Origin of the sequence: Saccharothrix espanaensis DSM 44229 (assembly GCF_000328705.1) — a bacterium.
Lineage (GTDB): Bacteria > Actinomycetota > Actinomycetes > Mycobacteriales > Pseudonocardiaceae > Actinosynnema > Actinosynnema espanaense.
In genome coordinates, this window is the sequence record NC_019673.1 from 1681786 (window position 1) to 1706295 (window position 24510).

The following is a 24510-nucleotide window of genomic DNA, read 5'->3' on the forward strand; positions in this document are numbered from 1 at the left end:
GGTGGTCGTCAGTTGTCGTCCAGGCCGACGGAGAAGGCGGCTTCGGTGTCGCGCTTGGAGTACGAGCGGAACGAGATGTGGGTGTCGGTGTTGAGCACGCCGGGCACCTTGGAGATGTGGCCGGGCACCAGCTCGGCCAGCTCCTCGTGCCGGGCCACCTTCACCAGGGCGATCAGGTCCACATCGCCCGCGCACGAGTAGACCTCGGTGACGCCTTCGATGTCGGCGATCGCCTGCGCCGCGTCCGGGATGGTTTCGGCGGCGGCCTGGATCAACACGATCGCGGTGATCACAGCGTCCTCCTCGTCAAGGTCGGGGTGCCCACATGCTAGTGGCCCGTGATCCGGTACTGGTCGCGGCCGGCCTCGGCGCGCTGCACCCAGCCCCGCCACGCCCCGGCCGACGCCGCGGGTGAGGTCCACGGCTGGTCGCAGTGCACCAGCCGGGTGCCCGGCCGGTCCAGCCAGCGCAGGACCACCGCCGTCTCCTCCGGCGGCGCGCCGCGCAGCGGGCCGTCGTCGGGCAGGACCGTTTCGGCGGCGGCGACCAGGTTCGCCACGACCGGCATCGGGGGCACGCCCCGGCGGGCCACCCCGGCCGACGCCAGCCGGCCGTGCCGGACCACGGCGAACTCCCAGCCGCGTTCGCCGTCGGGGCGGGCGGCGACGAGCTCGGGCAGCGCCGCGAGGCCGGCCAGGCGCTGGCCCCGGTCCAGCGCCCGGACCAGGCCGGAGAGCCGGTCGCGGTGGGTGGCGGCGTCCTCGAAGCGGTGTGCGCCGGACAGGTCCTCCAGATGGGCGGCCATGCCGCGGAACGGGGTGGCGTCGCGGCCGGCGACCAGGTCGCGCAGCGCCGTCACGGCGGGCCGGTACTCCTCGACGGACTGCCTGCCCGCGCACGGCGCCTTGCAGCGGCCGAGTTCGAACAGGGCGCACGGCGTGCCGGTCGGGTTGCGCGCCGGGATCCGTTGCGCGCACGCCCGCACCGGCACGGCGTCCTGCAGGGCGTCCTGGGCGGCCTCGGCCTGCCGCCGGGACCGGAACGGGCCGATGGCACCCGCGCGCGGCGTGCGGACCAGGGAGAGGCGCGGGAACGGCTCGTCGGTGAGGGTGAGCCACCACCAGCCGCCCTGGTTCTTGGAACGGCGGTTGTAGGCGGGTTTGTGCGCGGTGAGCAGCCGGAGCTCGCGGACCTCGGCCTCCAGCGGGTGCGCGCACTCGACCGCGTCCACCCGCACGGCCAGCGAGACCATCTCGCGCAGCCGCTTGCGCCCCTCCGACGCGGTGAAGTACTGCCGCACCCGCCTGCGGAGGTCCGAAGCGGTGCCCACGTACAGGACCTCCTCGGACGGGCCGCGGAACAGGTACACGCCCGGCGTGGACGGCAGGTGCGTGGCCAGTTCGCGCTTGCGGCGCTGCGCGGGCGTCACCTCGGGGAGGTAGGCCAGCAGCTCTTCGAGCGAGTGCACGCCGACCGACCCGACCCGCTCCAGCAGGTGGTGCAGCACCTCGACGGTGGCCTGCGCGTCGACCAGCGCCCGGTGGTTGGGGGTGGTGCCGATCCGGAACAGCTGGGCCAGCGCGGACAGCCGGCAGCTGGGGGCCTCGTCGCGGGTCAGCACCCGGCGGGCCAGCTTGACCGTGCACACGACGCTCGGCTTGGGCCAGTGGTAGCCGTGCCGCTCGCAGGCGGCCTTGACGAAGCCGACGTCGAAGCCGGAGTTGTGCGCGACCAGCACCGACCCGGCGGCGAACTCCAGGAACGCGGGCAGCACGGTCGCCAGCCGGGGCGCCCCGGTGACCATGAGCTGGGTGATCCCGGTCAGCGCGACGATCTGCGGCGGGATGCCGCGCTCGGGGTCGACCAGGGTGGAGAACGTGCCGAGCACCCGGCCGCCGCGCACCTTGACCGCGCCGATCTCGGTGATCGTGTCGGCGTTGGCGCTGCCGCCGGTGGTCTCCAGGTCGAACACGACGAACGTGGTGTCGCGCAACGGGGTGCCGAGCTCGTCGAAGGAGAGCTGGGCGGCAGGGGCGGTACTCATCGCGGAGCACGGTAACGACCAGGTACGACATTTCCGACGCGAATGGCGACGGAGGGGTGGTGCTGCGTACCTGCCGTAGCCTGTACGGGTGCAAGACCCGATAGCCGCCGCCCCTGATGACGCGCCCGTGACCGGAGAGCCGGACGCGCCGCCCGTCGAGTCCACTGTGGACTGGGGGGCGCTGCCGGAGCCGCTGCGCGCCCGGTTGGCGGAGCTGTCCGCCGACGCGTTGGGCGATCTGGCGAAAGTGGACGTGCCGCAGTCGTTGCGGGCTGTCGCGCGGTTCGCGCCGACCAAGCGGGCGCGGTTGGGCAGTGGGCCCTTGGTCGGGGGTTTGCGCACTTCGGCGACCTTCCGGGCGGCGGTGGTGGAGTGGCTCCAGCGCAACCGGCCCGGGTCGCTGGAGGTGACCTCGCCGGATCCGGTGGCGGCCGGTGCGGCGGCGATCCTCCAGGGCGAGGAGGTCGCGGCGCACCTGGTCGAGCTGGTGGCGCGGCGGGGCAGCGAGGCGGCGCTGCGGGTCGAGCGGGACTCGGCGGTGCACAAGGCGGACCGGCTGGAGCAGGAGCTGGAGCGGCTCAAGGCCGAGCGGGCCGAGTCGACCACGGTCACCGACAAGATCCGGCAGGAGGCCGAGGTCGAGCTGGAGCGGCTGCGCAAGCGGTTGCGCGAGCAGGGGGTGCGGCTGCGGGAGGCCAAGGACCGGGCCGAGGCGGCGCTGCTGGCGGCCGAGCGGACCCGGGCGGAGGCCGAGGCCGAGGTCCGGCGGATCACCGCCGAGCGGGACCGGGAGCGCGAGCGCGCCGAGACCGAGCGGGGCAAGGCGCAGCGCGCGGAGGCCGACGCCGAGGTGGCCCGGCAGTCCGCGAAGGAGGCCCGGCAGGCCGACGAGGTGCGGTTGGCGCTGCTGGTGGACACGTTGGACGGCGCGGTGAACGGGTTGCGCCGGGAACTCGCGCTCGGCGGTGCCGGGCCGCGGCCGGCGGACCTGGTCCGCGGTGCGAGCGCCGCGCAGACCGCGGTGGGCCGGGTCGAGGACCCGGCGGCGCTGGACCGGCTGCTGGCGCTGCCCGCCGTCCACCTGATCGTGGACGGCTACAACGTCACCAAGACGGGTTACCCGGAGCTGTCGCTGTCCGACCAGCGCGACCGGTTGGTGCACCAGCTCGCGGTGCTCGCCGCGCGGACCGGCGCGGAGGTGACGCTGGTGTTCGACGGCGCGGGCGTGGTGGCCGTGCCGACCAGCGCGCCGCGCGGGGTCCGCGTGCTGTTCAGCGACCCGGGCGTGCTGGCCGACGACGTGATCCGGGCGTTGGTGACGGCCGAGCCGGAGGGTCGTCCGGTGGTCGTGGTGACCTCCGATCGGGCGGTCGCGGACTCCGTCCGACGGCGGGGTGCGCACCCCGTGCCGTCCGCCGTGCTGCTCGCCCGGTTGGGGCGGGTGTGACACGCGTCGTGTTTTTCACAACACCTTCGGTGACAATTCGAGGTCACAGGTCGGCCGTTCGGGGATCGTTGTCAACCTGAAAGGTTTTCGGGGCGCTGCGGGTGGACTCCGGGCCTCACCTTTCGTAACCTGGCCGAGATCTCGCGGCGGGCAGCCGTCCATCCTGGACGGCGACGCGGGTTCACCGCCGAATCGGACTGTCGGGGTGCCGAGCCGGAGCTTGAGGAAGCCAGATCAGTCGGGCAGGTGCGGACACGCACGCCCGGCCGGCAGGCGGTTCATACGTTAGGAGTGACACGCGACTGTGGCGTCGCAACGACTCAAGCGCGGTGTGCGCGGGGCGATCGCGGCCACGGCGGTGGCCGCCGCGGCGGTGGGCGTCATGCCCGTTCCCGCCGGGGCTCAGCCGGACACGGCTTCGGACGCGCTGAAGAAGTACAACGAACTGGCCGAGCAGGCCACCAAGCTCAACGAGGAACTCCTCCGGGCCGAGGAGCAGCGCGACAACAACCAGAAGCTGCTCGACCAGGCCAACTCGGACCTCGCGCAGGCGTCCCAGGCGGGCGACCAGGCGAAGACCGACGAGGAGACCTTCCGGGTCCAGGTCGACAAGCTGACCGAGGCGTCGTTCGAGGGCGCCCGGTTCAACCAGCTCTCGGCGCTGCTGGTGAGCGACTCCCAGCAGGACTTCCTCAACCGGATGTCGGCGCTGGGCGTGCTCGCCGCGGACAACGGCGAGGCGCTGGACAAGCTGGCGGGCGCGGTCAACGCGGCCGAGTCGGCCAAGACGGCGGCCTCCGACGCGCAGGGCCGCGCGCAGCAGGCGACCGACGAGTCGGCCAAGATCGCCGACGACATCAAGAAGCGCCAGAACGACCTCAACGGCCAGATCGACGAGGTCAAGACCCAGCTCAACCGGCTCAGCACCCCCGAGCGGACCAAGCTGGCCGACCCCGGCGAAAAGCCGAACATCGCGGTGCCCTCCGGTGCCGCGGGCGCGGCGCTGGGGTTCGCCCTCGAGCAGATCGGTGACATGTACCGGTACGGCGCGACCGGGCCGGACCTGTGGGACTGCTCGGGTCTCACCTCGAAGGCGTACGCCTCGGCCGGGGTGACCATCCCGCGCACCAGCGGTGGACAGGCCGGTGCCGGGCGCGCGATCTCCCGCGGTGAGGTCGGTCCGGGCGACCTGATCATCTACAACGGCGGCAACCACGTCGGCATGGCGGTGGACAACGGCAGGGTCGTGCACGCCTCCACCGACGGCGTGCCGGTGAAGATCGTGTCGCTGGACGCACCCGGCTCGATCTACGCGATGCGCCGCATCGGGTAGTCGACCGCAGCACCTCGTCGGCAGGGCCGTCCCGCACGGGGCGGCCCTGCCGACTAGTTTGGGGACCCGTGAGCCGCTTCCGGGTCCTGCTGGCCGCCGTCGTGGCGGCCACGTTCCTGTGCGGGCTGGCGCTGGCCGTGCCGCCGACCGCCCCGCCGGTGTCCGGCGCGTCGGTCGACCACCCGCGCGAGCGCGCCGTGCACGACCTGCTGGACCGGCGGGCCCGCGCGGTGCTCGACCGCGACGAGGCCGCGTTCACCGCCGACCTCGACCCGGCCGCCGACCCGGCCTTCCGGCAGGCGCAGCACGACCTGTTCCGCAACCTCGCCGCCGTGCCGCTGGGCGACTGGGCCTACCGGCTGGAGGGCGAGACGAACCTGGCCGCCGTCGCGCTGCCCGCCGCCGACGAGGCGTGGGCCCCGGACGTGCGGCTGGCCTACCGGCTGCGCGGCGTGGACGCGGTGCCCAGCACCCAGGGCATGGCCTACCTGTTCACCCGGCGGGGTGATCGCTGGTACCTCAACTCGGACACCGCGCTGGAGCCGGTCGGCAAGCGCACCTGGCGCGGGCCGTGGGACTTCGGGCCGTGCCACGTGCTGACCGGCGCGGGCGGGTTCGTGGTCAGCCACCCCGGCGGCGAACCGCTGGCCGCGCGGGTGCTGGCCGAACTGGACGGCGCCGTGGCCGCGGTGACCGAGGTGTGGGGCCCGGCGTGGGCGCGCCAGGTGGCGGTGCTGGTCCCGGCCGACGCGCGCGAGCTCCAGGCGCTGGTCGGGCCGGGGTTCGGGGACGGCACCATCGCGGGCATCGCGGTGGCCGACCGGGTCGACCCGGTGACCCGGACCGCGCAGGGGCAGCGGGTGGTGCTGAGCCCGGCCGGCGCGGCCGCGTTGTCGCCGCTGGCGCTGCGGGTGCTGTTGCGGCACGAGATCACCCACATCGCCGCGCGCGGCGAGACCGTGGACGGCGCGCCGATGTGGCTGCTGGAGGGGTTCGCGGACTACGTGGGCTACCGGGGCAGCGACGTGGCGCCGCGCAAGGCCGCCCCCGCGCTGGCCGCTCAGGTGCGCACGGCGCTGCCGGCCGCGCTGCCCACCGACGCGCGGTTCCGGGGCGACGGGATGGAGCTGGCCTACCAGGAGTCGTGGTCGCTGAACCTGTACCTGGCGCAGCGGATCGGCGAGCCGGCGCTGGTGCGGGCCTACCGGCGGCTGGCCGGCGCGGGGCGGGTGGGCGACGAGCGGACGGCGGCCCTGGTGCTGGAGGCCACCGGGCTGGACCAGGCCGAGTTGGTGCGGGGTTGGCGGGAGTTCCTGAGGTCCGCGTTCGGCGTAACGTGATGCCGGTGCGTCGGACCCTGCTGGTGACCAATGACTTCCCGCCACGGCCCGGCGGGATCCAGCAGTACCTGCACGCGCTGGCCGTCCGGCTGCCCGACCTGGTGGTCTACGCGCCGTCGTGGGAGTCGCCGTCCGGTTCGCACCCCGAGTTCGACGCCGCCCAGCCGTTCGAGGTGGTCCGGCACCCCGGCACGCTGATGCTGCCCACCCCGGACGTGGCGCGGCGGGCGGCGGAGATCGTCCGGTCCCACCGGTGCGAGGCGGTGTGGTTCGGCGCGGCGGCCCCGCTGGCGCTGCTCACGGCCCGGCTGCGGGCCGCCGGCGCGCACCGGGTGGTGGCCTGCACGCACGGGCACGAGGTCGGCTGGTCGATGCTGCCGGGCGCGCGGCAGTCGTTGCGCGCCATCGGTTCCGCGGTCGACGTGGTGACGTTCGTGAGCCGCTACACCCGGTCCCGGTTCGCCGCCGCGTTCGGCCCGATGGCGGCGCTGGAGCACCTGCCGTCCGGAGTGGACACCGAGGTGTTCGCCCCCGACCCGGTGGGGCGGTCGCGGATCCGCGCGCGGTACCGGCTGGGCGACCGGCCGGTGGTGGTGTGCGTGTCGCGGCTGGTGCCGCGCAAGGGGCAGGACGTGCTGGTGCGGGCGCTGCCGGAGATCCGGCGGCAGGTGCCCGGCGCGGCGCTGCTGCTGGTCGGCGGCGGGCCTTACGCGGACGTGCTGACGCGGTTGGCGGCGTCGGTGGGCGTCGCGGAGCACGTGGTGCTGACCGGGTCCGTGCCGTGGTCGGAGCTGCCGGCCCACTACAACGCGGGTGACGTGTTCGCGATGCCGTGCCGGACGCGCGGGCGCGGGCTGGACGTGGAGGGGCTCGGGATCGTCTACCTGGAGGCGTCGGCGACCGGCCTGCCGGTGGTGGCCGGCCGCTCGGGCGGCGCGCCGGAGACCGTGCGCGACGGCGTGACCGGCACGGTGGTCGACGGCCGCGCGGTGGGCGAGGTGGCGACCGAGGTCGTCCGCCTGCTGGAGGACCGCGACCTGGCCGTGAAGATGGGCCTGGCGGGCCGGGAGTGGGTGGCCCGCGACTGGCGCTGGGACGATTTGGCGGCCCGCCTGGCGTGCCTGGTCGACGGCTAGCGGGATGAGGCCACGCCGGTGTGAAGCCTGGGTGGCGGGGCGTCATGGTGCGGTCGTCGGGCGGTGTCCGGTGCGGGTGTGCAGGGCCTGCGCGCGGGCGGACTCGGTGGTGGCCGCCGGGTGGTCGCCCAGCGCCAGGTGGGCGGCGGCCAGTTCGGCGCGGGCCGAGCCTTCCAGGATGCGCAGGCCGTGGGTGGTGGTCAGGGTGACGGCTTGGCCGGCGAGCGCGCGGGCCTCGGCCGGCTCGCCGCGCAGCCGGCGCACGGCCGCCAGGCCCACCAGGGCCTTGGCCTCGCCGAACCGGAACCCGATCCGGCGGCCCTTGGTGAGCGCCTGCTGGAACTGCTCGTCGGCGGCGGCCAGGTCGCCCAGGTCGCGGTTCGCCGCCGCCATCACCGCCAGCACGCTCGTGGTGACCCGCTGGTCGCCGTCCTCCCGCAGCTCGGCCAGCGCCTGGTCGGCCAGGGCCAGCGCGGTCAGCGGCTCGCCCAGGTCCAGCCGCACGGTCGCGGTCGCCTCCAGGGCGCGCGCGGTGGACGCCCGCAGGCCCGCCTCGCGGCTGAGCCGCAGCGCCTCGGCCAGGTGCTCCAGCGCCCGCTCCGGCTCGCCGAGCAGCTGCGCGGTCATCCCGAGCAGCACCCGGGCGTTGATCCGGCCGGTCCGCTGCCCGTTCGCGGTGCTCACCGCCAGCGCCTCGTCGAGCAGGTCCCGCGCCCGGGTCAGGTCGCCGGTGTCGATGGCCAGCAGGCCCAACCCGGTCAGCGCCCCGGTCTCGCCGGAGCGGGGCTCGCCGGACCCGCGCTTGAGCGCCAGGCACGTCTCCAGGTCCTCGCGCGCCCCGGCCAGGTCGCCCGCGTCCAGCCGGGCCAGGCCCAGCGCGCCGCGCACGCCCGCCTCGGCGGCCACGTCGCCCGCCGCCCGGTGCAGCTCGACGGCCCGCAGGTAGTGCGCGACCGACGCCTCGAAGTCGCCCATCCGCCAGTGCAGGGTGCCCAGGTTCTGCCGCATCGCCGCCTCGCCCACCCGGTCGCGCTGCTCGTGCGCGGCGTCCAGGCCGTACCGGGCGGTGGTCGCCCACTCGGCGACGTGCTTGCCGATCCACAGGTACCCGCGCAGGCCGTCCGCGAGCCGCCAGGAGACCTCCGCCGGGCCGTGCTCGGCGGCCGACCGGATCGCCGCGATGAGGTTCGGGCGTTCCGCGTCCAGCCACGACCTGGCCTGCGCGGCGGTCTCCACCCGCGGCGGGGCGACCGGGTCGGGGTCGGTCGCGGGCAGCCGCGTCATGTCCGGGTAGAGCAGCTCGGCGCAGTGGTCGACGGCCCGCACGGAGAACTTCAGCACCCGCAGCCGGGCCCGCGCGGTGTCCTCGCCGGACACCTCGGCCAGCTGTTCGGCGAACCGGGCCAGCTCGTCGTGGAACGAGTACCGCCCGCCCCGGCTCCGGAGCAGCCCCGCGCCCGCGATCCCGGCCAGCAGCGCCGCCGCCGTCGCCACCGGCAGGTCCGCCGCCGCGGCCGCCGCCTCGGCCGTGAAGTCCGCCCCCGGGATGACGCTGAGCAGCGCGAACAGCCGACGTGCGGCGGGGGTGAGGGCGGCGTGCGCGAGGTCCTGCGGCCGGCGGTCGCCCAGCCGCTCCAGGTAGCGCGGCACCGAGCCGCCGCCCACCGACGCGGCGGCGACGACCAGGGCCAGCGGCAGCCGGCCGCAGCGCCGCGCCAGCTCCTCGGCGGCCGGGCCGGAGCGGCCCAGCAGGGCCAGCGCCTCCGGCGTGGTCGGCACGTCCAGCCCGACCCGGCGCGCGCCGTCGACGGCGATCAGGCCGCGCAGGTCGTCCCGGCTGGTCACCAGCACCGGGCAGCCCGAGGTGCCGGGCAGCAGCGGGCGCACCTGGTCGGGCGCGGCGGCGTCGTCGAGCACCAGCAGCATCCGGCGGCCCGCGAGCAGCGAGCGGAACAGCGAGCCCTGCTCGTCCTGGTCGACCGGGATCTGCTCGGGCGGCACGCCCAGCGCCCGCAGGAAGCCGGTCAGCACCTCCTCCGCGCGCGGCGCCGGCCCCCGGCCGTGCCCGCGCAGGTCCGCGTAGAGCCGGCCGTCCGGGAAGCGGTGCCGCAGCCGGTGCGCGAGCCGCACCGCGAGCGCCGTCTTGCCCACCCCGGGCACGCCGGTGAGCACCACGACCGGCACCGCCGTGCCGGCCTCGCCGTCCGGCGCGACCAGCCGGGTGACCTGCTCCAGCACGGCGGTGCGCCCGACGAACCCCGGCACGTCCGGCGGCACCTGGTCGGGCACGTCCGGCTCGGCCCGCCCGGCGGGCGCGGCCAGCGCCGGGTCGCCGACCAGGATCGCCTGGTGCAGCCGGCGCAGCTCCGGGCCGGGCTCGACGCCCAGCTGCCCGGCCAGCACCCGGTCCACCCGGCGGAACGCCGCCAGCGCCTCGGCCTGCCGGCTGCCCCGGTACAGGGCGAGGATGAGCTGCGCCCAGAACTTCTCGCGCAGCGGGTGGTCGGCGGTCAGCCCGCGCAGCACCGGCACCAGCCGCTCGTGGTGGCCCAGGTCGAGCTCGACGTCGTTGTGCTCCTCGTGCACCACGAGCAGCCGCTCGGCCAGCCGGGGCACCTCGTCGTCGCGCAGCGCCTCGGACGGCACGTCCGCCAGCGCCGGCCCGCGCCACAGGCCCAGCGCCTCGGCGTAGAGCTCGGCGGCGTGCTCGGGGTCGCCCCGCCGCACGGCCTCGCGGGCCAGCCCGGCGGCCGCCGCGAACCGGTGCGCGTCGACCTGCTCGGGCCCGGCCACCAGCCGGTAGCCCTCCGGGGTGGTGTGGATCAGCCCGGGGTCGCCGAGGAGCTGGCGCAGGCGCATCACGTAGGTCTGCAAGGTGCCCCTGGTGCGGGCGGGCGGGTCGTCACCCCACAGGAACGCGACCAGCTCGTGCACCGGCACCACCCGGCCGGCGCGCAGCGCCAGCGCGGCCAGCAGCGCCCGGTGCTTGCCCGCCCGGACCGGCACCGGCCGGCCGTCCAGGCGCACCTCCAGCGGGCCGAGCAGACCGAACAGCGGCCCCGATCCCATCGTCGATCCCCTCGGCTGAACGTCCCGCGGGCACCAGCCTAGGGGTGCCGCTGACGGCCCGAGTCACCGCCGCGTCAGCGATACGACAGCGAGGTCCGGCAGTCTTCAGGACGTCCCGGTTGGGGGACCGGGACAACACAAGCTCCTCGAGTCCGCGACAGCGGATAACGATCACTGGGGGTCGGGTGGCCCGCACCTGCTGGGTGCGGGCCACTCGTCTTATTTCGCGTAGATCGCCTCGATGTCCTGCTTGTAGGTGGTCGCCACCACCGAGCGCTTCAGCTTCAGGCTGGGCGTCATCTCGCCGCCCGCCTCGGTGAAGTCCACCGGCAGGACGCGGAACCTCTTGATCGCCTCGGCCTTGGACACCGCGTGGTTGGCCTCGTCGACCGCGGCCTGGATGGTGCCCAGCAGCGTCTCGTCGGCGATCAGGTCGGCCACCGACGCCGACGCCGGCTTGCCGTTCTGCTCCTTCCACGCCGGGAAGAACTCCGGGTCGATGGTGATCAGCGCGCCGATGAACGGCTGCGCGTCGCCCACGACCATGCACTGGCTGATCAGCGGGTGCGACCGCAGCCGGTCCTCCAGCACGGCCGGCGAGACGTTCTTGCCGCCCGCCGTCACGATGATCTCCTTCTTGCGGCCGGTGATCCGCAGGAAGCCGTCGTCGTCCAGCTCGCCCAGGTCGCCGCTGTGGAACCAGCCGTCCTCCAGCGCCTCCGCGGTCGCCGTCGGGTTGTTCCAGTAGGACCGGAACACCACGTCGCCCTTGATCAGGATCTCGCCGTCCTCGGCGATGCGCACCGCGGTGCCCGCGATCGGCCGGCCGACCGTGCCCACCCGGAACGCGGTCTCGGTGTTCACGCACGCCGCCGCGCTGGTCTCGGTCAGGCCGTAGCCCTCCAGCACCGGCACGCCCACGCCGCGGAAGAAGTGCGCCAGCCGCGCGCCCAGCGGAGCGCCGCCGGACACCGCCGCGATGCACCGGCCGCCCAGCGCCGCCTGGAGCTTGGAGTAGACCAGCTTCGAGAACACCGCGTGCTTGACCTTGAGCCCGAGGCCCGCGCCGCCGCCGTCCAGCGCCTGGCTGTAGGCCACCGCGGTCGCCTCGGCGGCGTCGAAGATCTTGCCCTTGCCCGCCGCGTGCGCCTTCTGCTTCGCGCCGTTGTAGACCTTCTCGAACACCCTCGGCACGGCCACCACGAACGTCGGCCGGAACGACTGGAGGTCTTCCACCAGGTTGCGCACGTCGGGCGTGTGGCCCAGCGTGACCCGGGTGTAGACGCCGCACAGGGCGATCGCGCGGGCCAGGATGTGCGCCAGCGGCAGGAACACCAGCAGCGAGTTGCCCGCCTGCATCAGCTGCGGGAACGCCGCCACGTCCGAGCGCACCTCGGACAGCAGGTTGTAGTGCGTCAGCTCGCAGCCCTTGGGCCGGCCGGTGGTGCCCGAGGTGTAGACGATCGTCGCGGTGTCGTCCGCGCCGACCTCCTCGCGCCGGGCCCGCGCGTCGTCGTCGGACACGCCCGCGCCGAGCGCGGTCAGCTCGTCGATCGCGCCGGCCGCGTCCGCGCCCGGACCGTCGATCTGGAACACGCTGCGCAGCTCGGGCAGCTCCGACACGACGGTGTCCAGCGTGGCCTTGTGCTCGGCGGTCTCGATGAACACGGCCTTGGCCTGCGAGTCGGACAGGATCCACTCGACCTGCTCGGCCGCCGAGGTCTCGTAGATCGGCACCACGACGCCGCCCGCGTGCCAGATCGCGAAGTCGAGCAGGGTCCACTCGTAGCGGGTCTTGGACATCAGGCCGACCCGGTCGCCGGCGCGCAGGCCGGAGGCGATCAGGCCCTTGGCGACCGCGAGCACCTGGGCGGCGAAGTCGCGGGCCGTGACGTCGACCCAGGTGCCGTCGACGCGGCGGCGGAAGCTGACGGCGTTGCCGAAGCGCTCCGCGTTCGCCCGCACCATGTCGGTGAGGTTCTCCTCGGCAGCCACAGTGGCGGTGGCGGGGACGCTGAACTCGCGCACGTCAACCTCCGGACGATTGTTTGTTACCGGTGGGGAAACCTAGCCTGTGATTCCGGCAATACACCAGGCCGGTGGTCCGTTCCGTGACCGTGTCGTGGCACTCTTCCCACCCGTGCCGAGCGTGGACGTCGTCGACGAGACATTTCTCGCAGTCCCCCCCGAGGTGGTGGCCGCCGCTTTCGCCGCGCCCGAGTCGTGGGCGCGGTACTGGCCCGACCTCATCCTGGACGTCTACCTCGACCGGGGTGCGCAGGGCCTGCGCTGGACCGTGGGCGGGGCGCTGGTGGGCACCATGGAGGTGTGGCTGGAGCCGGTGCTCGACGGCACGCTGCTGCACTACTTCCTGCGCGCCGACCCGCGCGGCGAGACGACCCCCAAGCGGGTGCGGCAGGAGCTGCGCCGCCGCCAGCTGGCAGCCAAACAGGTGTCCCTGGGGCTGAAGACGACCTTGGAAGCCGGGCGCGAACCGGGCGTGCCGCCCGCCCTGCCGTAGATTCGCGGGGGTGCGGGTTCACGTCGTCTCGGATGTCCACGGCAACGCCGAGGCCCTCGCCCGCGCGGGCGACGGGGCCGACGCACTGGTGGTCCTGGGGGACTTGGTCGACTTCGTCGACTACTACGACCACGGCAAGGGCATCCTCGGTCGGGTGTTCGGCGCGGAGAAGGTCGAGGTGTTCGCCCGGCTGCGGCGCGAGCGGATGAGCGCGGAGACCGTGCGCTACATCCGGTCGCTGTGGGACAGCCTGGACGACGCGGCGGAGGTCGTCCGCGAAGCCGTGCTGGAGCAGTACACCGAGCTGTTCGCGGCGATGAGCGCGCCGACCTACGCGACGCCGGGCAACGTGGACAGCCCCGAGCTGTGGCCGCGGTTCGTGCGCGACGGGGTGCACGTGCTCGACGGCGAGTCGGCCGAGATCGGCGGCCTGAGGTTCGGCTTCGTCGGCGGGGCGCTGATCGCGCCCGGGTTCGTGCGGCGGCCGGGCGCGCCCTGGTACCCGTACCTGCGCACCGAGGACGAGTTCGACGCGGCGCTGGCCGGGCTGGGCCCGGTGGACGTGCTGTGCACCCACATCCCGCCGGCGGTGGCGGAGCTGACCTACGACGTGGTGGCGCGGCGGCCCGAGTGGGGGTCCGCGGCGCTGCTGGACACCATCCGCCGGGACCGGCCCCGGTGGTCGGTGTTCGGGCACGTGCACCAGCCGATGGCGCGGCGCGTCCGGGTGGGGTGGACCGAGTGCGTGAACGTGGGCCACTTCCAGCGCAGCGGCACGCCCCACGTGTTGCGATGGTGAGCCGAACCACCGGGTAGCCTCCCCGGCATGGCCGACGAGTCCACCCAGTCCATCGTCATCGACGCGGCTCCCGCCGAGATCGTCGCGGTGATCGCCGACTTCGCCGCGTACCCGCAATGGGCCAACGGGGTGAAGCGCACCGAGGTGCTGGAGACCGGTGCGGACGACTACGCGGCGCAGGTCAGGTTCAACATCGACCAGGGTCCGATCAAGGACGAGTACGTGCTCGCCTACGACGAGTGGTCGACCTCGCGGATCTCGTGGCACCTGGTCAAGGGGCAGATGCAGAAGTCCCAGGAGGGCAGCTACGCGTTCACCGAGCGCGGCGGCTCGACCGAGGTGACCTACACGCTGTCGGTGCAGCTCGTGGTGCCGATGATTGGCCTGTTCCGGCGCAAGGCCGAGAAGATGATCATGGACACCGCGCTCAAGGAGCTCAAGCGCCGGGTGGAAAACGCTGGATGAGCGCGCGTCTGCTGCTGTTCACCGGCAAGGGCGGGGTCGGCAAGACGACCCTCGCCGCCGCCACCTCCGCCGCGCTGGCCGCGGGCGGGCGCAAGGCCCTGGTCGTGTCCACCGATCCCGCGCACTCGCTGGGTGACGCGTTCGGCGTGCCGCTGGGCTCCGCGCCCACCGAGGTGGACGCCGGGCTGCACGCGGCCCAGGTCGACCCCCGGACGCTGGTCGACGGCACGTGGCGGGAGCTGCGCGGGCACCTGCGGACCGTGCTGGCGGGCGCGGGCGTGGACGAGCTCGACGCCGAGGAGCTGACCGTCCTGCCCGGCGTCGAGGAGCTGCTCGCGCTGGCCGAGGTCGCGCGGCTGACCCGCACCGGTCCGTGGGACGTGGTCGTGGTCGACTGCGGCCCGACCGCCGAGACGCTGCGGCTGCTCGCGCTGCCCGAGGCCGTCGCCGGCTACCTGGAACGGCTGTTCCCCACCCACCGCCGGGTGGTGCGCGGCCTGCTCGCCGGGCTGGCCGGCACCGCGGCCCCGGTGGAGCGGTGGGACGCCACCGCCGACGCGCTGGGCCGGCTCGCCGAGAACCTGGAGCAGCTGCGCGGCCTGCTGACCGCCGACACCACCGCCGTCCGGCTGGTGCTCACCCCCGAACGGGTGGTCGCCGCCGAGACCCGCCGCACGGTCACCGCGCTCGCGTTGCAGGGCATCCGGGTCGACGGCGTGATCGCCAACCGGCTCGTGCCGCACCCCGGTGCCGGCCGCGGCCCGGCCGCGACCTGGCTGCGCACCCGGCGCGCCGAGCAGGACGCCGTGCTGGCCTCGCTGGACCTGGGCCCGGTGCGCACCGTCGAGCACCACGCCCGCGAACCAGTCGGCCTGGCCGCGCTGCTGGAGGTCGCCGAGGCCCTCTACGCGGGAGCGGACCCGCTGGCCGGGTCCGGTGCGGCCGGGCCGCTGGTCGACGTGGTGCGGGTGGACGACGAGTACGAGCTGCGGCTGGCGCTGCGGGTCGGCGACTCGGAGCTGGAGCTGGCCCGCGTGGGCGACGACCTGGCGGTGACCGTGGACGGCCGGCGCAGGCTGATCGCCCTGCCGTCGCTGCTGCGGCGGTGCGTGGTGGTCGGCGCGGAACTGGACGACGACGGGGTGGCCGTGCGCTTCCGCCCCGACCCCGACCTCTGGATGCGGTGAGGCACGTGGACGCGAAACTCGCCGAGGAACTCCGGCTGCTGCTCGACGCCGCCGCCGAGCGCGCGCAGCCGTGGCTGAACAAGCTCGCCGACGGCGAGCACGGCGAGCACGGCGAGCGCACCTGTGGCTGGTGCCCGCTGTGCAACGCGGTGGCGCTGGTCCGCGGCGACCGCTCGGAACTGGCCACCCGGGCCGCCGAGCACGTCGCCGGGCTCATCGCGGTGCTGCGCGCGGCGCTCGCCGAGCCCGCTGCCGCCGGGCCCGCCGACCCTTCCGACGCCGAGGAGGAGCGCGAACCCCGCGTGCAGCACATCCCCGTGGTGCGGCGGCGGACGCAGTGCTGACCGTCGGCGTCGACGTCGGCGGCACCAGCGTGCGCGTCGGCGTGGTGGACGCCGACGGGGCCGTCCTGGACACCGCCCGCGCCGCCACCCCGTCCGGGGAGGGGGCGCTGGAGGAGGCGATCGGCGCGGCCGTGGCCGAGGTCGCCTCCCGGCACCGGGTGGCCGCGGTCGGCCTGGCCGTGGCCGGGTTCGTCGCGTCGGACCGGCGGACCGTCCTGTTCGCGCCGCACCTGGCGTGGCGGCAGGCCCCGGTCGCCGACCGGATCGCCGAGCGCGTCGGGCTGCCCGTGGTGCTGGAGCACGACGCCAACGCGGCGGCGCTGGCCGAGCACCGGTTCGGCGCGGCCCGTGGTGCCGGGATCGCGGTCCTGGTGGCGATCGGCACCGGGATAGGAGGCGCGCTGCTGATCGACGGCAAGGTGTTCCGCGGGGCGCACGGCGTCGCGCCGGAACTCGGCCACCTGCGGCTGGTGCCGGACGGGCGGCCGTGCCCGTGCGGCAAGAACGGCTGCTGGGAGCGGTACTGCAGCGGGACCGCGTTGACGACCACCGCGGTGGAACTGCTGGCCCGCCACCCCGGCGTGTCGACGTCACTGGCGCGCGAGGCGCTGGGCGACTCGCGGGCGGTGACCGGCCGCCGGATCGCCGCCGCGGCCCGCGACGGCGACCCGCTGGCCAAGCGCGCGATGATCGACCTGGCCCGGTGGCTGGGGGAGGGCCTGGCGCTGGTGGCCGACGTGTACGACCCGGAGGTCGTGGTGATCGGCGGCGGCGTGTCGGAGTCCGCGCCGCTGTTCCTGGACGAGGCCCGCGAGCGCTACGCGGCCGTCGTCACCGGCGCGGGCCACCGCCCACTGGCCCGCATCCGCACCGCGCAACTGGGCGACGACGCGGGCATCGTCGGCGTGGCCACCCTGGCCCGCGACCTGACCACCACCCGCCCAGCCCACAACGGTCGCCGCTAGCCGCAGTGACTGGTCGGGTTGTTGGCGGCGTGTCGGGTTGAAGACGGGTGGACCTCCGGCCCGGACCGGGCAACGACCACCGCCTGGCACCCTGCCCGGCTCGATCCACGATCACAACCACTACCGAGCTCACAGCGCCGTCGACGGCCGACCAACCACCCGACCGACCGCCTGGACCTCAACGACACCACGAGTCAGTACAACTAGAGGACCGCGCCGTCGTCCCAGCCGGAGTCCGGCGGTGGGCCGTTGCGGATGCGCAGGACCAGCCAGCCCGCGCCCGAGCACAGCACGACCAGCGCCACCGGGGTGCCGATCGTCGGGGTCAGCCCGAACAGGCTCGGGAACAGCAGCAGGACCACGCCGAGCAGGATCAGCAGCAGGGCCGCGACGGTGCCCGCGCGCAGGGCGGGCAGCGGGGGCGGGTCCGGCGGGACGAAGTGGTCGTCCGGGTCGTCGTCCGGCTCGTCGTCCGGGTCGGCGTCGGCGGTGGCCACGGCGGGCCGGCCCTCCGAGCGGGCGGGCTTCGCGGGCTCGGCTTCCTCGTCCGCGGCGTCGTCCGCTGCGTCGGCGGCGGCGTCGGCGGCGGCGTCGTCCGCATCGGGCCAGGTCCTGCCGACGCCTTCGCGTTCCAGGCCGGCCACGATCTCGGCGAAGGTCGCGTCCACGTCCTCCGGGCCGTCCGTCGAGTCGCGTCGGGAGTTCATCGGCGTGCCCCAACCCTCCGGTCGTGAAGGCGAATCCTCTGCCAGACTTCATCGTCCCACGAGGCCGTTGTGTTGCGGATTACGGCGGTCGGTGGGACTTGCGACCGTACCGGCCGCACCGGGCCGTTCGTTGTGCCTGGTGCGGTTGGCTCCGTAGGCTGGCCCGCGGGGACCAAGCACGTCGAGGAGGCGCTGCCGGCAGTGCTCTACTGGCTGATGAAACACATCCTGCTCGGGCCGCTCCTGAAGCTGTTCTTCCGCCCCAAGATCATCGAGGGCGCGGAGAACATCCCGAAGGAGGGCGGCGCGATCCTGGCGTCCAACCACCTCGCGGTCTCCGACTCGTTCTTCCTGCCGCTGAAGCTGTCCCGGCGGGTCACCTTCCCGGCGAAGATCGAGTACTTCACCGGCAAGGGCCTCAAGGGCGCGTTCCAGCGCTGGTTCTTCTCCGGCGTCGGCCAGGTGCCGATCGACCGGTCCTCGGCGTCGGCGGCGCAGGGCGCGCTGGACACCGGCGTGCGCATCGTCCGCGAGGGCAAGCTGCTCGGCATCTACCCGGAGGGCACCCGCTCGCCCGACGGGCGGCTCTACAAGGGCAAGGTCGGCGTCGCGTGGATCGCCCTGGAGTCCGGCGCGCCGGTCATCCCGATCGCCATGTTCGGCACCGACAAGGCGAACCCCATCGGCTCGAAGATGTGGCGGCCGCACCCGATCCGGATCAAGATCGGCAAGCCGCTGGACTTCTCCCGCTACGAGGGCCTGTCCGGCGACCGGTTCGTGCTGCGGTCGATCACCGACGAGATCATGTACGCCCTGATGGAGCTCTCCGGCCAGGAGTACGTCGACGTCTACGCGGCCAAGGCCAAGGAAGAGCCCCAGAAGAAGCCTGAGAAGGACTCCCGGAAGAAGCCCGAGGGACAGGGCTCCGGTGCTCCTGGGGACGCCGACCGGCTGCCCGGCACCAAGGCCGGGTGAACCGCACCTTAAGGTGGGCGCGGTGCGGTTCTTCTACGACTGTGAGTTCATCGAGGACGGGCTGACGATCGACCTCGTCTCCATCGGGGTGGTCGACGAGGAAGGCCGCGAGTTCTACGCCGTGTCGACCGAGTTCGACCCGGAGAAGGCCGGTCCGTGGGTGCGGGCGAACGTGCTCAACCAGCTCCCGTCCCCCGCCGACCAGGCCTGGCGCGGTCGCGAGCGGATCCGCCGCGACCTGCTGGAGTTCCTCGGCGGGGCCAAGACCAACCGGGACGACATCGAGCTGTGGGCGTGGTTCGCCGCCTACGACCACGTGGCGCTGGCGCAGCTGTGGGGCCCGATGCCCGCGCTGCCGCGCTGCCTGCCCCGGTTCACCCGCGACCTGCGGCAGCGCTGGGAGGACGTCGGCAAGCCCAAGCTGCCCGCGCCGCCCGCCGACGCGCACGACGCGCTCGCCGACGCCCGCCACAACCTGGCCCGCTGGCAGGTGATCGAGGCCGAGCGCCGCCGCCGCGGGTTCGCCGTCCGCTAGGTGGGACCCGGCCTTGCTGCACCGATCCAGCTCGTGACAGTCTTGGGTGACCCACGCCACGAAGAGATTGGCTAAGCAGATGCGTATTGGTGTGCTCACCGGCGGTGGTGACTGCCCCGGCCTCAACGCGGTCATCCGCGCCGTGGTCCGCAAGGGCGTCGAGGGCCACGGCTGGGAGATCGTGGGCTTCCGCAACGGCTGGCAGGGCCCGGTCGAAGGGCTCACCAAGCCGATCGGGCTCGGCGACGTCGAGGACATCCTCACCCGGGGCGGCACGATCCTGGGCTCGTCGCGCACCAACCCGTACAAGATCGAGGGCGGTGTCGACCGGATCCGCGAGGTGCTCGCCGCCGAGGGCGTCGACGCGCTGATCGCGATCGGCGGCGAGGACACCCTGGGTGTCGCGAAGCGGCTGACCGACGACGGCATCGGCGTGGTCGGCGTGCCGAAGACCATCGACAACGACCTGGGCGCGACGGACTACACGTTCGGCTTCGACACCGCCGTGCACATCGCCACCGAGTCCATCGACCGGCTGCGCACCACCGCCGAGTCCCACCACCGGGCGCTCGTGGTCGAGGTCATGGGCCGGCACGCGGGCTGGATCGCGCTGCACTCCGGCCTCGCGGGCGGCGCGAACGTGATCCTGGTGCCGGAGCGGCCGTTCAGCGTGGAGAAGGTCGTCGAGTGGGTGGAGCGGCGGTTCGAGCGGCAGTACGCGCCGATCATCGTCGTCGCCGAGGGCGCGGTGCCCGAGGGCGGCGCCGAGGTGCTGCACTCCGGTGAGAAGGACGCGTTCGGCCACGTCCGGCTGGGCGGGGTCGGCACCTGGCTGGCCGAGGAGATCGCCGAGCGCACCGGCCAGGAGTCCCGCGCGGTCGTGCTCGGGCACACCCAGCGCGGCGGCATCCCGACCGCGTACGACCGGGTGCTGGCGACCAGGTTCGGCCTGCACGCGGTGGACGCGGTCGCCGAGGGCGACTTCGGCGTGATGGTGGCGCTGCGCGGCACCGACATCGTGCGGGTGAAGCTCTCCGAGGCGACGGCCGAGCTCAAGACCGTGCCGCTGGAGCGCTACGCCGAGGCCGAGGTCTTCTTCGGCTAGGCAGCACGACCTTCGGGCGCTTCCGGACGGACCCTCGACCCGCCCGGAAGCGCCCGTTGCCGTCTTCCCGCCTGCTGCCGGCAGCCGGGCCGGGGAACGGCCGACCGCCCGTTCCCCGCGCGACCCGGCCGGGACGGGAGCCGTGCGGGGCCGCCGGTACGGGTTCCCGCAGCACCTTCCGGCGCGCGCCGGCCGGAGATCTCCCGAACCGCTTCGACGCCCCGCCGCGTCGGGTACGACCACGCCGGACCGGCCCGGACCGGTGCCCGCACGCGGTCGGACGAGCCTTGGCCACCGGGTGCGGCGCGCGCTGCGGGAACAGGTCCGCGACGGGCGTTGCGACCCCACGTCGCCCGGCGATTCGCCCCCCGGGCGGGTGGTGGGCATGACGCGCATCATGATGAGGCGATCCAGTGCCCGTCCCTCAGCGCGGACCGCCTACCCTTAACACGTGAACTGGACCGTGGACGTGCCCGTGGACACGCTTCCCGAGCTCCCGCCCCTCCCGCCCGAGCTCCGCAACCGACTGGACGAAGCGCTGAGCCGCCCCGCGGCCCAGCAGCCCGAATGGCCGGACGCGGAGCAGGTGCGCCGGGTGCGCGCGGTGCTGGAAAGCGTCCCGCCGATCACCGTGCCCGCCGAGATCGACCGGCTGCGCGGCAACCTCGCCGAGGTGGCCCGCGGTGAGGCGTTCCTGCTCCAGGGCGGTGACTGCGCCGAGACGTTCGCGGACAACACCGAGCCCCACATCCGCGCCAACGTGCGCACCCTGCTCCAGATGGCCGTGGTGCTGACCTACGGCGCGAGCCTGCCGGTGGTCAAGATCGGCCGCATCGCCGGCCAGTACGCCAAGCCGCGCTCGTCGAACATCGACGCGCTCGGCCTGCCGTCCTACCGGGGCGACATCGTCAACTCGCTGATCACCACGCCCGAGGCGCGCGTCCCGGACCCGTCGCGGATGATCCGCGCCTACGCCAACGCGGGCGCGGCGATGAACCTGCTGCGGGCGATGACCACGGCGGGCATGGCCGACCTGCACCGGCTGCACGAGTGGAACAAGGACTTCGTGCGCACCTCGCCGGCCGGCGAGCGGTACGAGGCGCTGGCCGCCGAGATCGACCGCGGCCTGCGGTTCATGTCGGCGTGCGGCGTGCAGGACAGCTCGCTGCACACCACGGAGATCTTCGCCTCGCACGAGGCGCTCCTGCTGGACTACGAGCGCGCGCTGCTGCGCCTGGACAGCAACAGCGACCAGCCCAAGCTGTACAACCTGTCCTCGCACTTCCTGTGGATCGGCGAGCGCACCCGCCAGCTCGACGGCGCGCACATCGCGTTCGCCGAGCTGCTGGCCAACCCGATCGGCCTCAAGATCGGCCCGTCGACCACGCCGGAGATGGCGGTCGAGTACGTCGAGCGGCTCGACCCGCGCAACGAGGCCGGCCGGCTGACCCTGATCAGCCGGATGGGCAACGGCAAGGTGCGCGACGTGCTGCCCGCGATCGTGGAGAAGGTCACCGCGTCGGGCCACCAGGTCATCTGGCAGTGCGACCCGATGCACGGCAACACCCACGAGTCGTCCACCGGCTACAAGACCCGGCACTTCGACCGGATCGTGGACGAGGTGCAGGGCTTCTTCGAGGTGCACCGCCGGCTGGGCACGCACCCCGGCGGCATCCACATCGAGCTGACCGGCGAGGACGTCACCGAGTGCCTGGGCGGCGCCCAGGAGATCTCGGACACCGACCTGGCGGGCCGCTACGAGACCGCCTGCGACCCGCGGCTGAACACCCAGCAGTCGCTGGAGCTGGCCTTCCTGGTCGCGGAGATGCTCCGCAGCTGACCTGATCGGACCCGACCCGCGCCCGGCGGCCCAGGACCCCACGTCCCGGACCGCCGGGCGCTGTCGTCTCCGGGGCCGCTGTCGTTCCGGGCGCTGTCGTCGCGGGCGTCGCCCTCGCGGCGGTGCGGTCGACCGCCGCGCTCGACCTCCGCGCGCCGGGCCGCCCAGAAGGCCGCGTCCCGCCCGCCGACGGCCACGCCGGTCCCGCCGTCGAGCTGTTCGCGCAGGTTGTCCGGCGTGCCGGTTGATCTCGGTGAGCCGGTGCGGCAGGACGTCGAACAGCGTCACGTCCGGGCGCGGCCACCACGGCACGTGACCAGGTGCGTCGAACGCGTCGACCGTCGCGGCCGAGTGCGCCCACACCCGCCGGTAGCGCTCCACGATCCCGGCGCGGGTCTCGTGCTCGGTCGCCCACAGGTCGGTGCCGCGCGCGGTCTCGTCGTCCCAGCGGGGCAGCGGCTCGGGGAACGGCCGGCCGAAGACCTCGCCCGAGGTAGCGGGCCTCCGACGTCGCCTCGTGCTCGACCAGGCCGAGCACGAGGCCGCCCGCCGTCAGACCGCGATGATCGTGATCTTGGTGCCCTTCGGCACCCGCTCGCCGGGCCGGATCGACTGGTTGATCACCGTCGCCCGCTCCCGGTTGTTGAACTGCACCTCGACCTGGAAGCCCGCCTTCTCCAAGGTCTCCTTGGCCTCCCTGAGCTTCTTGCCCTCGACGTTCGGCACGGTCACGCCCCGGTCCGCCGCGACGATCACGGTGACCCGCTTGTCCGCGCCGAGCGTGGTGCCCGCCACCGGGTTGGTCCGGACCACCCGGCCGCCGTCGACCTCGCCGGAGGGCTCCTCGGGGCCCTCCACGGGGTCGAACCCGGCCGCGGCCAGCTCCGCGAACGCCTCGTCCTTCGTCTTGCCCTTCACGTTCGGCACCGGCTTGGGCTGCACGCCCTTGCTCAGCACGACCGTCACGACGCTGCCGATCTCCACGGCCGTGCCGGGCGCGGGCTTGGTCGTCACGACCTTGCCCTTGGGCACGCGGTCGCTGAACGCGTCGTCGTTCGGGTCGAGCTTGGACTTCAGCCCGACCGCGGCGATCTCCCGCTCCGCGGCGGCCGGGTCGGAGCCCGCCGCCACCTGCGGCACGACCGGCTTGCCACGCGAGACCACCACCCGCACCAGGTCGCCGCGGGTGGCCTCGGCGCCGGGGGCCGGGTCGGTGCTGAGCACCTGGCCGCTGGGCACGGTGTTGCTGTTCTCGGTGGACACCGCGGACTTCAGGTTCGCGCTCTCCAGGATCGCGACCGCCGCGTCCTGCTCCTTGCCGACCACGTCGGGCACCGACTCGACCCGGCCGATGGACAGCCACCAGCTCACCAGGCCGACCACGACCGCCGCGACCGCGACGACGCTGATCCAGGTGATGAACTGCTTCTTGCTCTTGGCCCGCATCTCCTCGTAGAGCTGCTCGGGCGTCTTCTTCTTCGGAGGCCGCTTCGGTCGCACGGGCCGCGTGCGGGGCACCACGGCCGTCTGCTGCCCTCCCAGGGGCGCGGGAACGCCCATGGCGGGCGACGGGGTGGGGTCGAGCCCGCGCGGCAACGCCTGGGTGCCCTGCGGGCCGGGCGGCGGGAACCGGCGCACCGGCACGGTCGCCTCGGCGAAGGCCACGGCCCCGACGCCCACCGGCTGCACCCGCTCGGTCTTCGGCTCGGCCGACGCGGGGGTGTCGGCGGTCGCCGCCGTCACGGTCGGCACGTCCACGGCGGCCAGGCCGAGCGTCGCCCGCGCCGTCTCCACCTCGGACAGGAACGCCTCGGCGTCCGCCGGGCGCAGGAACGGCTCCTTGCGCGTCGACCGGCGGACCAGCTCCGCGACCTCGGCGGGCACGCCGGTCACCGGCGGCACCTCTTCGTTCACGTGCCGGTAGGCGACCGAGATGGCCGTGTCGCCGACGTAAGGCGGCGCGCCGGTCAGCATCTCGTAGAGCAGCACGCCCGCCGAGTACACGTCGCTGCGGGCGTCGGCGTTGCCGTTGGTGACCTGTTCGGGTGACAGGTACGCGACTGTGCCGAGGATCGTCGTGTCGCTCGTGATGGCCGGCGTGGACACGGCGCGCGCCAGGCCGAAGTCTGCGACCTTCACCACACCGGCGCGCCCGATGAGCACGTTCTCCGGCTTCACGTCCCGGTGCACGAGCCCGGCCCGGTGCGCGGCGGCCAGCGGCGAGAGCACCCGCTCCAGCACCGTCAGCGCCAGCGGCACGTCCAGCTTCCCCCGGGCGGTGATCAGGTCGCGCAGCGTGCCGCCCTCGACCAGCTCCATCACCAGGTAGACCCGGTCCTCGTCCACGCCCTGGTCGTGGACCGCGACGACACCGGGGTGGTGCAGCCCGGCCGCGGCGCGCGCTTCCCGCTCGAACCGCGCGACGAACTGCGGGTCCGAGGAGAACCGGGGGTCCATGACCTTGATCGCCACGGGGCGCTCCAAGCGCGTGTCGACGCCCCGGTACACGGTGGACATGCCCCCGCGTGCCACCAGGGTGCCCACTCGGTAGCGTTGTTCGAGCAGCCCGCCGATCACGTTCGTCGCCGACCTTTCCACAGCCGTGGATCGTACGGTGGGGTGGAGCCGACCGGAGCCGTGCGCTGGGAGCATCCCGACCGGCGTGTGGGATCCGTGTCAAAGCCCCCGGAAACAGGGG

20 protein-coding genes and 1 pseudogene are annotated in these 24510 nt (G+C 74.1%); 14 read left to right on the forward strand and 7 right to left on the reverse strand.

Translation table 11 applies throughout. The features are described 5' to 3' along the window. Positions 1-8 precede the first annotated feature (8 nt). Positions 9-293: an Lrp/AsnC family transcriptional regulator gene (locus tag BN6_RS08000; protein ID WP_015099065.1), complete on the reverse strand. Its 285-nt coding sequence runs from the start codon at positions 291-293 to the stop codon at positions 9-11. 35 nt (positions 294-328) lie between these two features. Further along, entirely contained in the window at positions 329-2044 is a 1716-nt protein-coding gene (locus tag BN6_RS08005; protein ID WP_015099066.1) for a DEDD exonuclease domain-containing protein, read from the reverse strand. Positions 2045-2132: 88 nt separating this feature from the next. On the opposite strand from BN6_RS08005, the gene BN6_RS08010 reads away from it, so the two are divergent. The 4 genes from BN6_RS08010 to BN6_RS08025 all read left to right on the forward strand — a co-directional run bounded on the left by BN6_RS08010 (position 2133) and on the right by BN6_RS08025 (position 7300). Beyond that, positions 2133-3491: an NYN domain-containing protein gene (locus BN6_RS08010; protein ID WP_162164599.1), complete on the forward strand. Its 1359-nt coding sequence runs from the start codon at positions 2133-2135 to the stop codon at positions 3489-3491. 304 nt (positions 3492-3795) lie between these two features. Further along, entirely contained in the window at positions 3796-4824 is a 1029-nt protein-coding gene (locus BN6_RS08015; protein ID WP_015099068.1) for a C40 family peptidase, read from the forward strand. 68 nt (positions 4825-4892) lie between these two features. Beyond that, positions 4893-6164: a hypothetical protein gene (locus BN6_RS08020; RefSeq protein WP_015099069.1), complete on the forward strand. Its 1272-nt coding sequence runs from the start codon at positions 4893-4895 to the stop codon at positions 6162-6164. A 5-nt stretch (positions 6165-6169) separates the two neighbouring features. Beyond that, positions 6170-7300 (forward strand): glycosyltransferase family 4 protein, encoded by a 1131-nt coding sequence (locus BN6_RS08025; protein WP_015099070.1) that lies wholly within the window; start codon positions 6170-6172, stop codon positions 7298-7300. 42 nt (positions 7301-7342) lie between these two features. On the opposite strand, the gene BN6_RS08030 is transcribed toward BN6_RS08025, so the two are convergent. Both BN6_RS08030 and BN6_RS08035 read right to left on the reverse strand, forming a co-directional pair. Further along, on the reverse strand, positions 7343-10369 hold the full coding sequence (locus tag BN6_RS08030) for an AfsR/SARP family transcriptional regulator (protein ID WP_015099071.1): 3027 nt from the start codon (positions 10367-10369) through the stop codon (positions 7343-7345). 219 nt (positions 10370-10588) lie between these two features. After that, positions 10589-12397, reverse strand: a complete 1809-nt coding sequence (locus BN6_RS08035; RefSeq protein ID WP_015099072.1) for an AMP-dependent synthetase/ligase — start codon at positions 12395-12397, stop codon at positions 10589-10591. A 112-nt stretch (positions 12398-12509) separates the two neighbouring features. Between BN6_RS08035 and BN6_RS08040 the strand changes: the two genes are divergently transcribed. The 6 genes from BN6_RS08040 to BN6_RS08065 are packed head-to-tail and all read left to right on the forward strand — an operon-like array spanning position 12510 to position 16650. Next, positions 12510-12890, forward strand: a complete 381-nt coding sequence (locus tag BN6_RS08040; RefSeq protein WP_148302770.1) for a polyketide cyclase / dehydrase and lipid transport — start codon at positions 12510-12512, stop codon at positions 12888-12890. A 10-nt stretch (positions 12891-12900) separates the two neighbouring features. Continuing rightward, a complete protein-coding gene (locus BN6_RS08045; RefSeq protein WP_015099074.1) occupies positions 12901-13689 on the forward strand; it encodes a metallophosphoesterase family protein in 789 nt (262 codons plus the stop codon). A 27-nt stretch (positions 13690-13716) separates the two neighbouring features. Continuing rightward, complete coding sequence (locus BN6_RS08050) at positions 13717-14154, forward strand: SRPBCC family protein (protein ID WP_015099075.1); 438 nt, start codon at positions 13717-13719, stop codon at positions 14152-14154. Beyond that, the gene (locus BN6_RS08055) at positions 14151-15341 is read left to right on the forward strand and encodes an ArsA family ATPase (protein ID WP_015099076.1); all 1191 of its coding nucleotides are present in this window, start codon (positions 14151-14153) and stop codon (positions 15339-15341) included. Before BN6_RS08050 ends, BN6_RS08055 begins: the two co-directional genes overlap by 4 nt. Before the next feature lie 5 nt (positions 15342-15346). Then, positions 15347-15685, forward strand: coding sequence for a hypothetical protein (locus tag BN6_RS08060; RefSeq protein ID WP_015099077.1), 339 nt, complete (start codon positions 15347-15349; stop codon positions 15683-15685). After that, complete coding sequence (locus tag BN6_RS08065; RefSeq protein ID WP_015099078.1) at positions 15679-16650, forward strand: ROK family protein; 972 nt, start codon at positions 15679-15681, stop codon at positions 16648-16650. Before BN6_RS08060 ends, BN6_RS08065 begins: the two co-directional genes overlap by 7 nt. Positions 16651-16853: 203 nt before the next feature. On the opposite strand, the gene BN6_RS08070 is transcribed toward BN6_RS08065, so the two are convergent. Further along, a complete protein-coding gene (locus BN6_RS08070; protein WP_015099079.1) occupies positions 16854-17357 on the reverse strand; it encodes a hypothetical protein in 504 nt (167 codons plus the stop codon). A gap of 201 nt (positions 17358-17558) precedes the next feature. Here BN6_RS08070 and BN6_RS08075 point away from each other — a divergent pair, with 201 nt between their 5' ends. From BN6_RS08075 to BN6_RS08090, 4 genes are all read left to right on the forward strand, one after another. After that, positions 17559-18332 carry a lysophospholipid acyltransferase family protein gene (locus BN6_RS08075; RefSeq protein ID WP_041312262.1) on the forward strand — a complete coding sequence of 258 codons (774 nt, stop codon included), beginning with the start codon at positions 17559-17561 and terminating at the stop codon, positions 18330-18332. A 22-nt stretch (positions 18333-18354) separates the two neighbouring features. Continuing rightward, positions 18355-18867, forward strand: coding sequence for a polyadenylate-specific 3'-exoribonuclease AS (locus tag BN6_RS08080; protein ID WP_041316321.1), 513 nt, complete (start codon positions 18355-18357; stop codon positions 18865-18867). Positions 18868-18946: 79 nt separating this feature from the next. Continuing rightward, complete coding sequence (locus BN6_RS08085; protein WP_041312264.1) at positions 18947-19972, forward strand: 6-phosphofructokinase; 1026 nt, start codon at positions 18947-18949, stop codon at positions 19970-19972. Between the two features lie 451 nt (positions 19973-20423). Then, on the forward strand, positions 20424-21812 hold the full coding sequence (locus BN6_RS08090; protein WP_015099083.1) for a class II 3-deoxy-7-phosphoheptulonate synthase: 1389 nt from the start codon (positions 20424-20426) through the stop codon (positions 21810-21812). Positions 21813-22100: 288 nt separating this feature from the next. Here the strand turns inward: BN6_RS08090 and BN6_RS48430 are convergent. Both BN6_RS48430 and BN6_RS08095 read right to left on the reverse strand, forming a co-directional pair. Then, positions 22101-22268: pseudogene (locus BN6_RS48430) on the reverse strand (type I restriction endonuclease subunit M); the annotation flags it as partial. A gap of 96 nt (positions 22269-22364) precedes the next feature. After that, positions 22365-24410, reverse strand: coding sequence for a Stk1 family PASTA domain-containing Ser/Thr kinase (locus BN6_RS08095; protein ID WP_041312267.1), 2046 nt, complete (start codon positions 24408-24410; stop codon positions 22365-22367). Between the last annotated feature and the right edge of the window lie 100 nt (positions 24411-24510).

Excerpts from the sequence above, each read along its gene's own strand:
- BN6_RS08005 (WP_015099066.1), bottom strand. The coding sequence starts at position 2,044 with ATGAGTACCGCCCCTGCCGCCCAGCTCTCCTTCGACGAGCTCGGCACC.
- BN6_RS08030 (WP_015099071.1), bottom strand. The coding sequence starts at position 10,369 with ATGGGATCGGGGCCGCTGTTCGGTCTGCTCGGCCCGCTGGAGGTGCGC.
- BN6_RS08050 (WP_015099075.1), top strand. The coding sequence starts at position 13,717 with ATGGCCGACGAGTCCACCCAGTCCATCGTCATCGACGCGGCTCCCGCC.
- BN6_RS08055 (WP_015099076.1), top strand. The coding sequence starts at position 14,151 with ATGAGCGCGCGTCTGCTGCTGTTCACCGGCAAGGGCGGGGTCGGCAAG.
- BN6_RS08070 (WP_015099079.1), bottom strand. The coding sequence starts at position 17,357 with ATGAACTCCCGACGCGACTCGACGGACGGCCCGGAGGACGTGGACGCG.
- BN6_RS08085 (WP_041312264.1), top strand. The coding sequence starts at position 18,947 with ATGCGTATTGGTGTGCTCACCGGCGGTGGTGACTGCCCCGGCCTCAAC.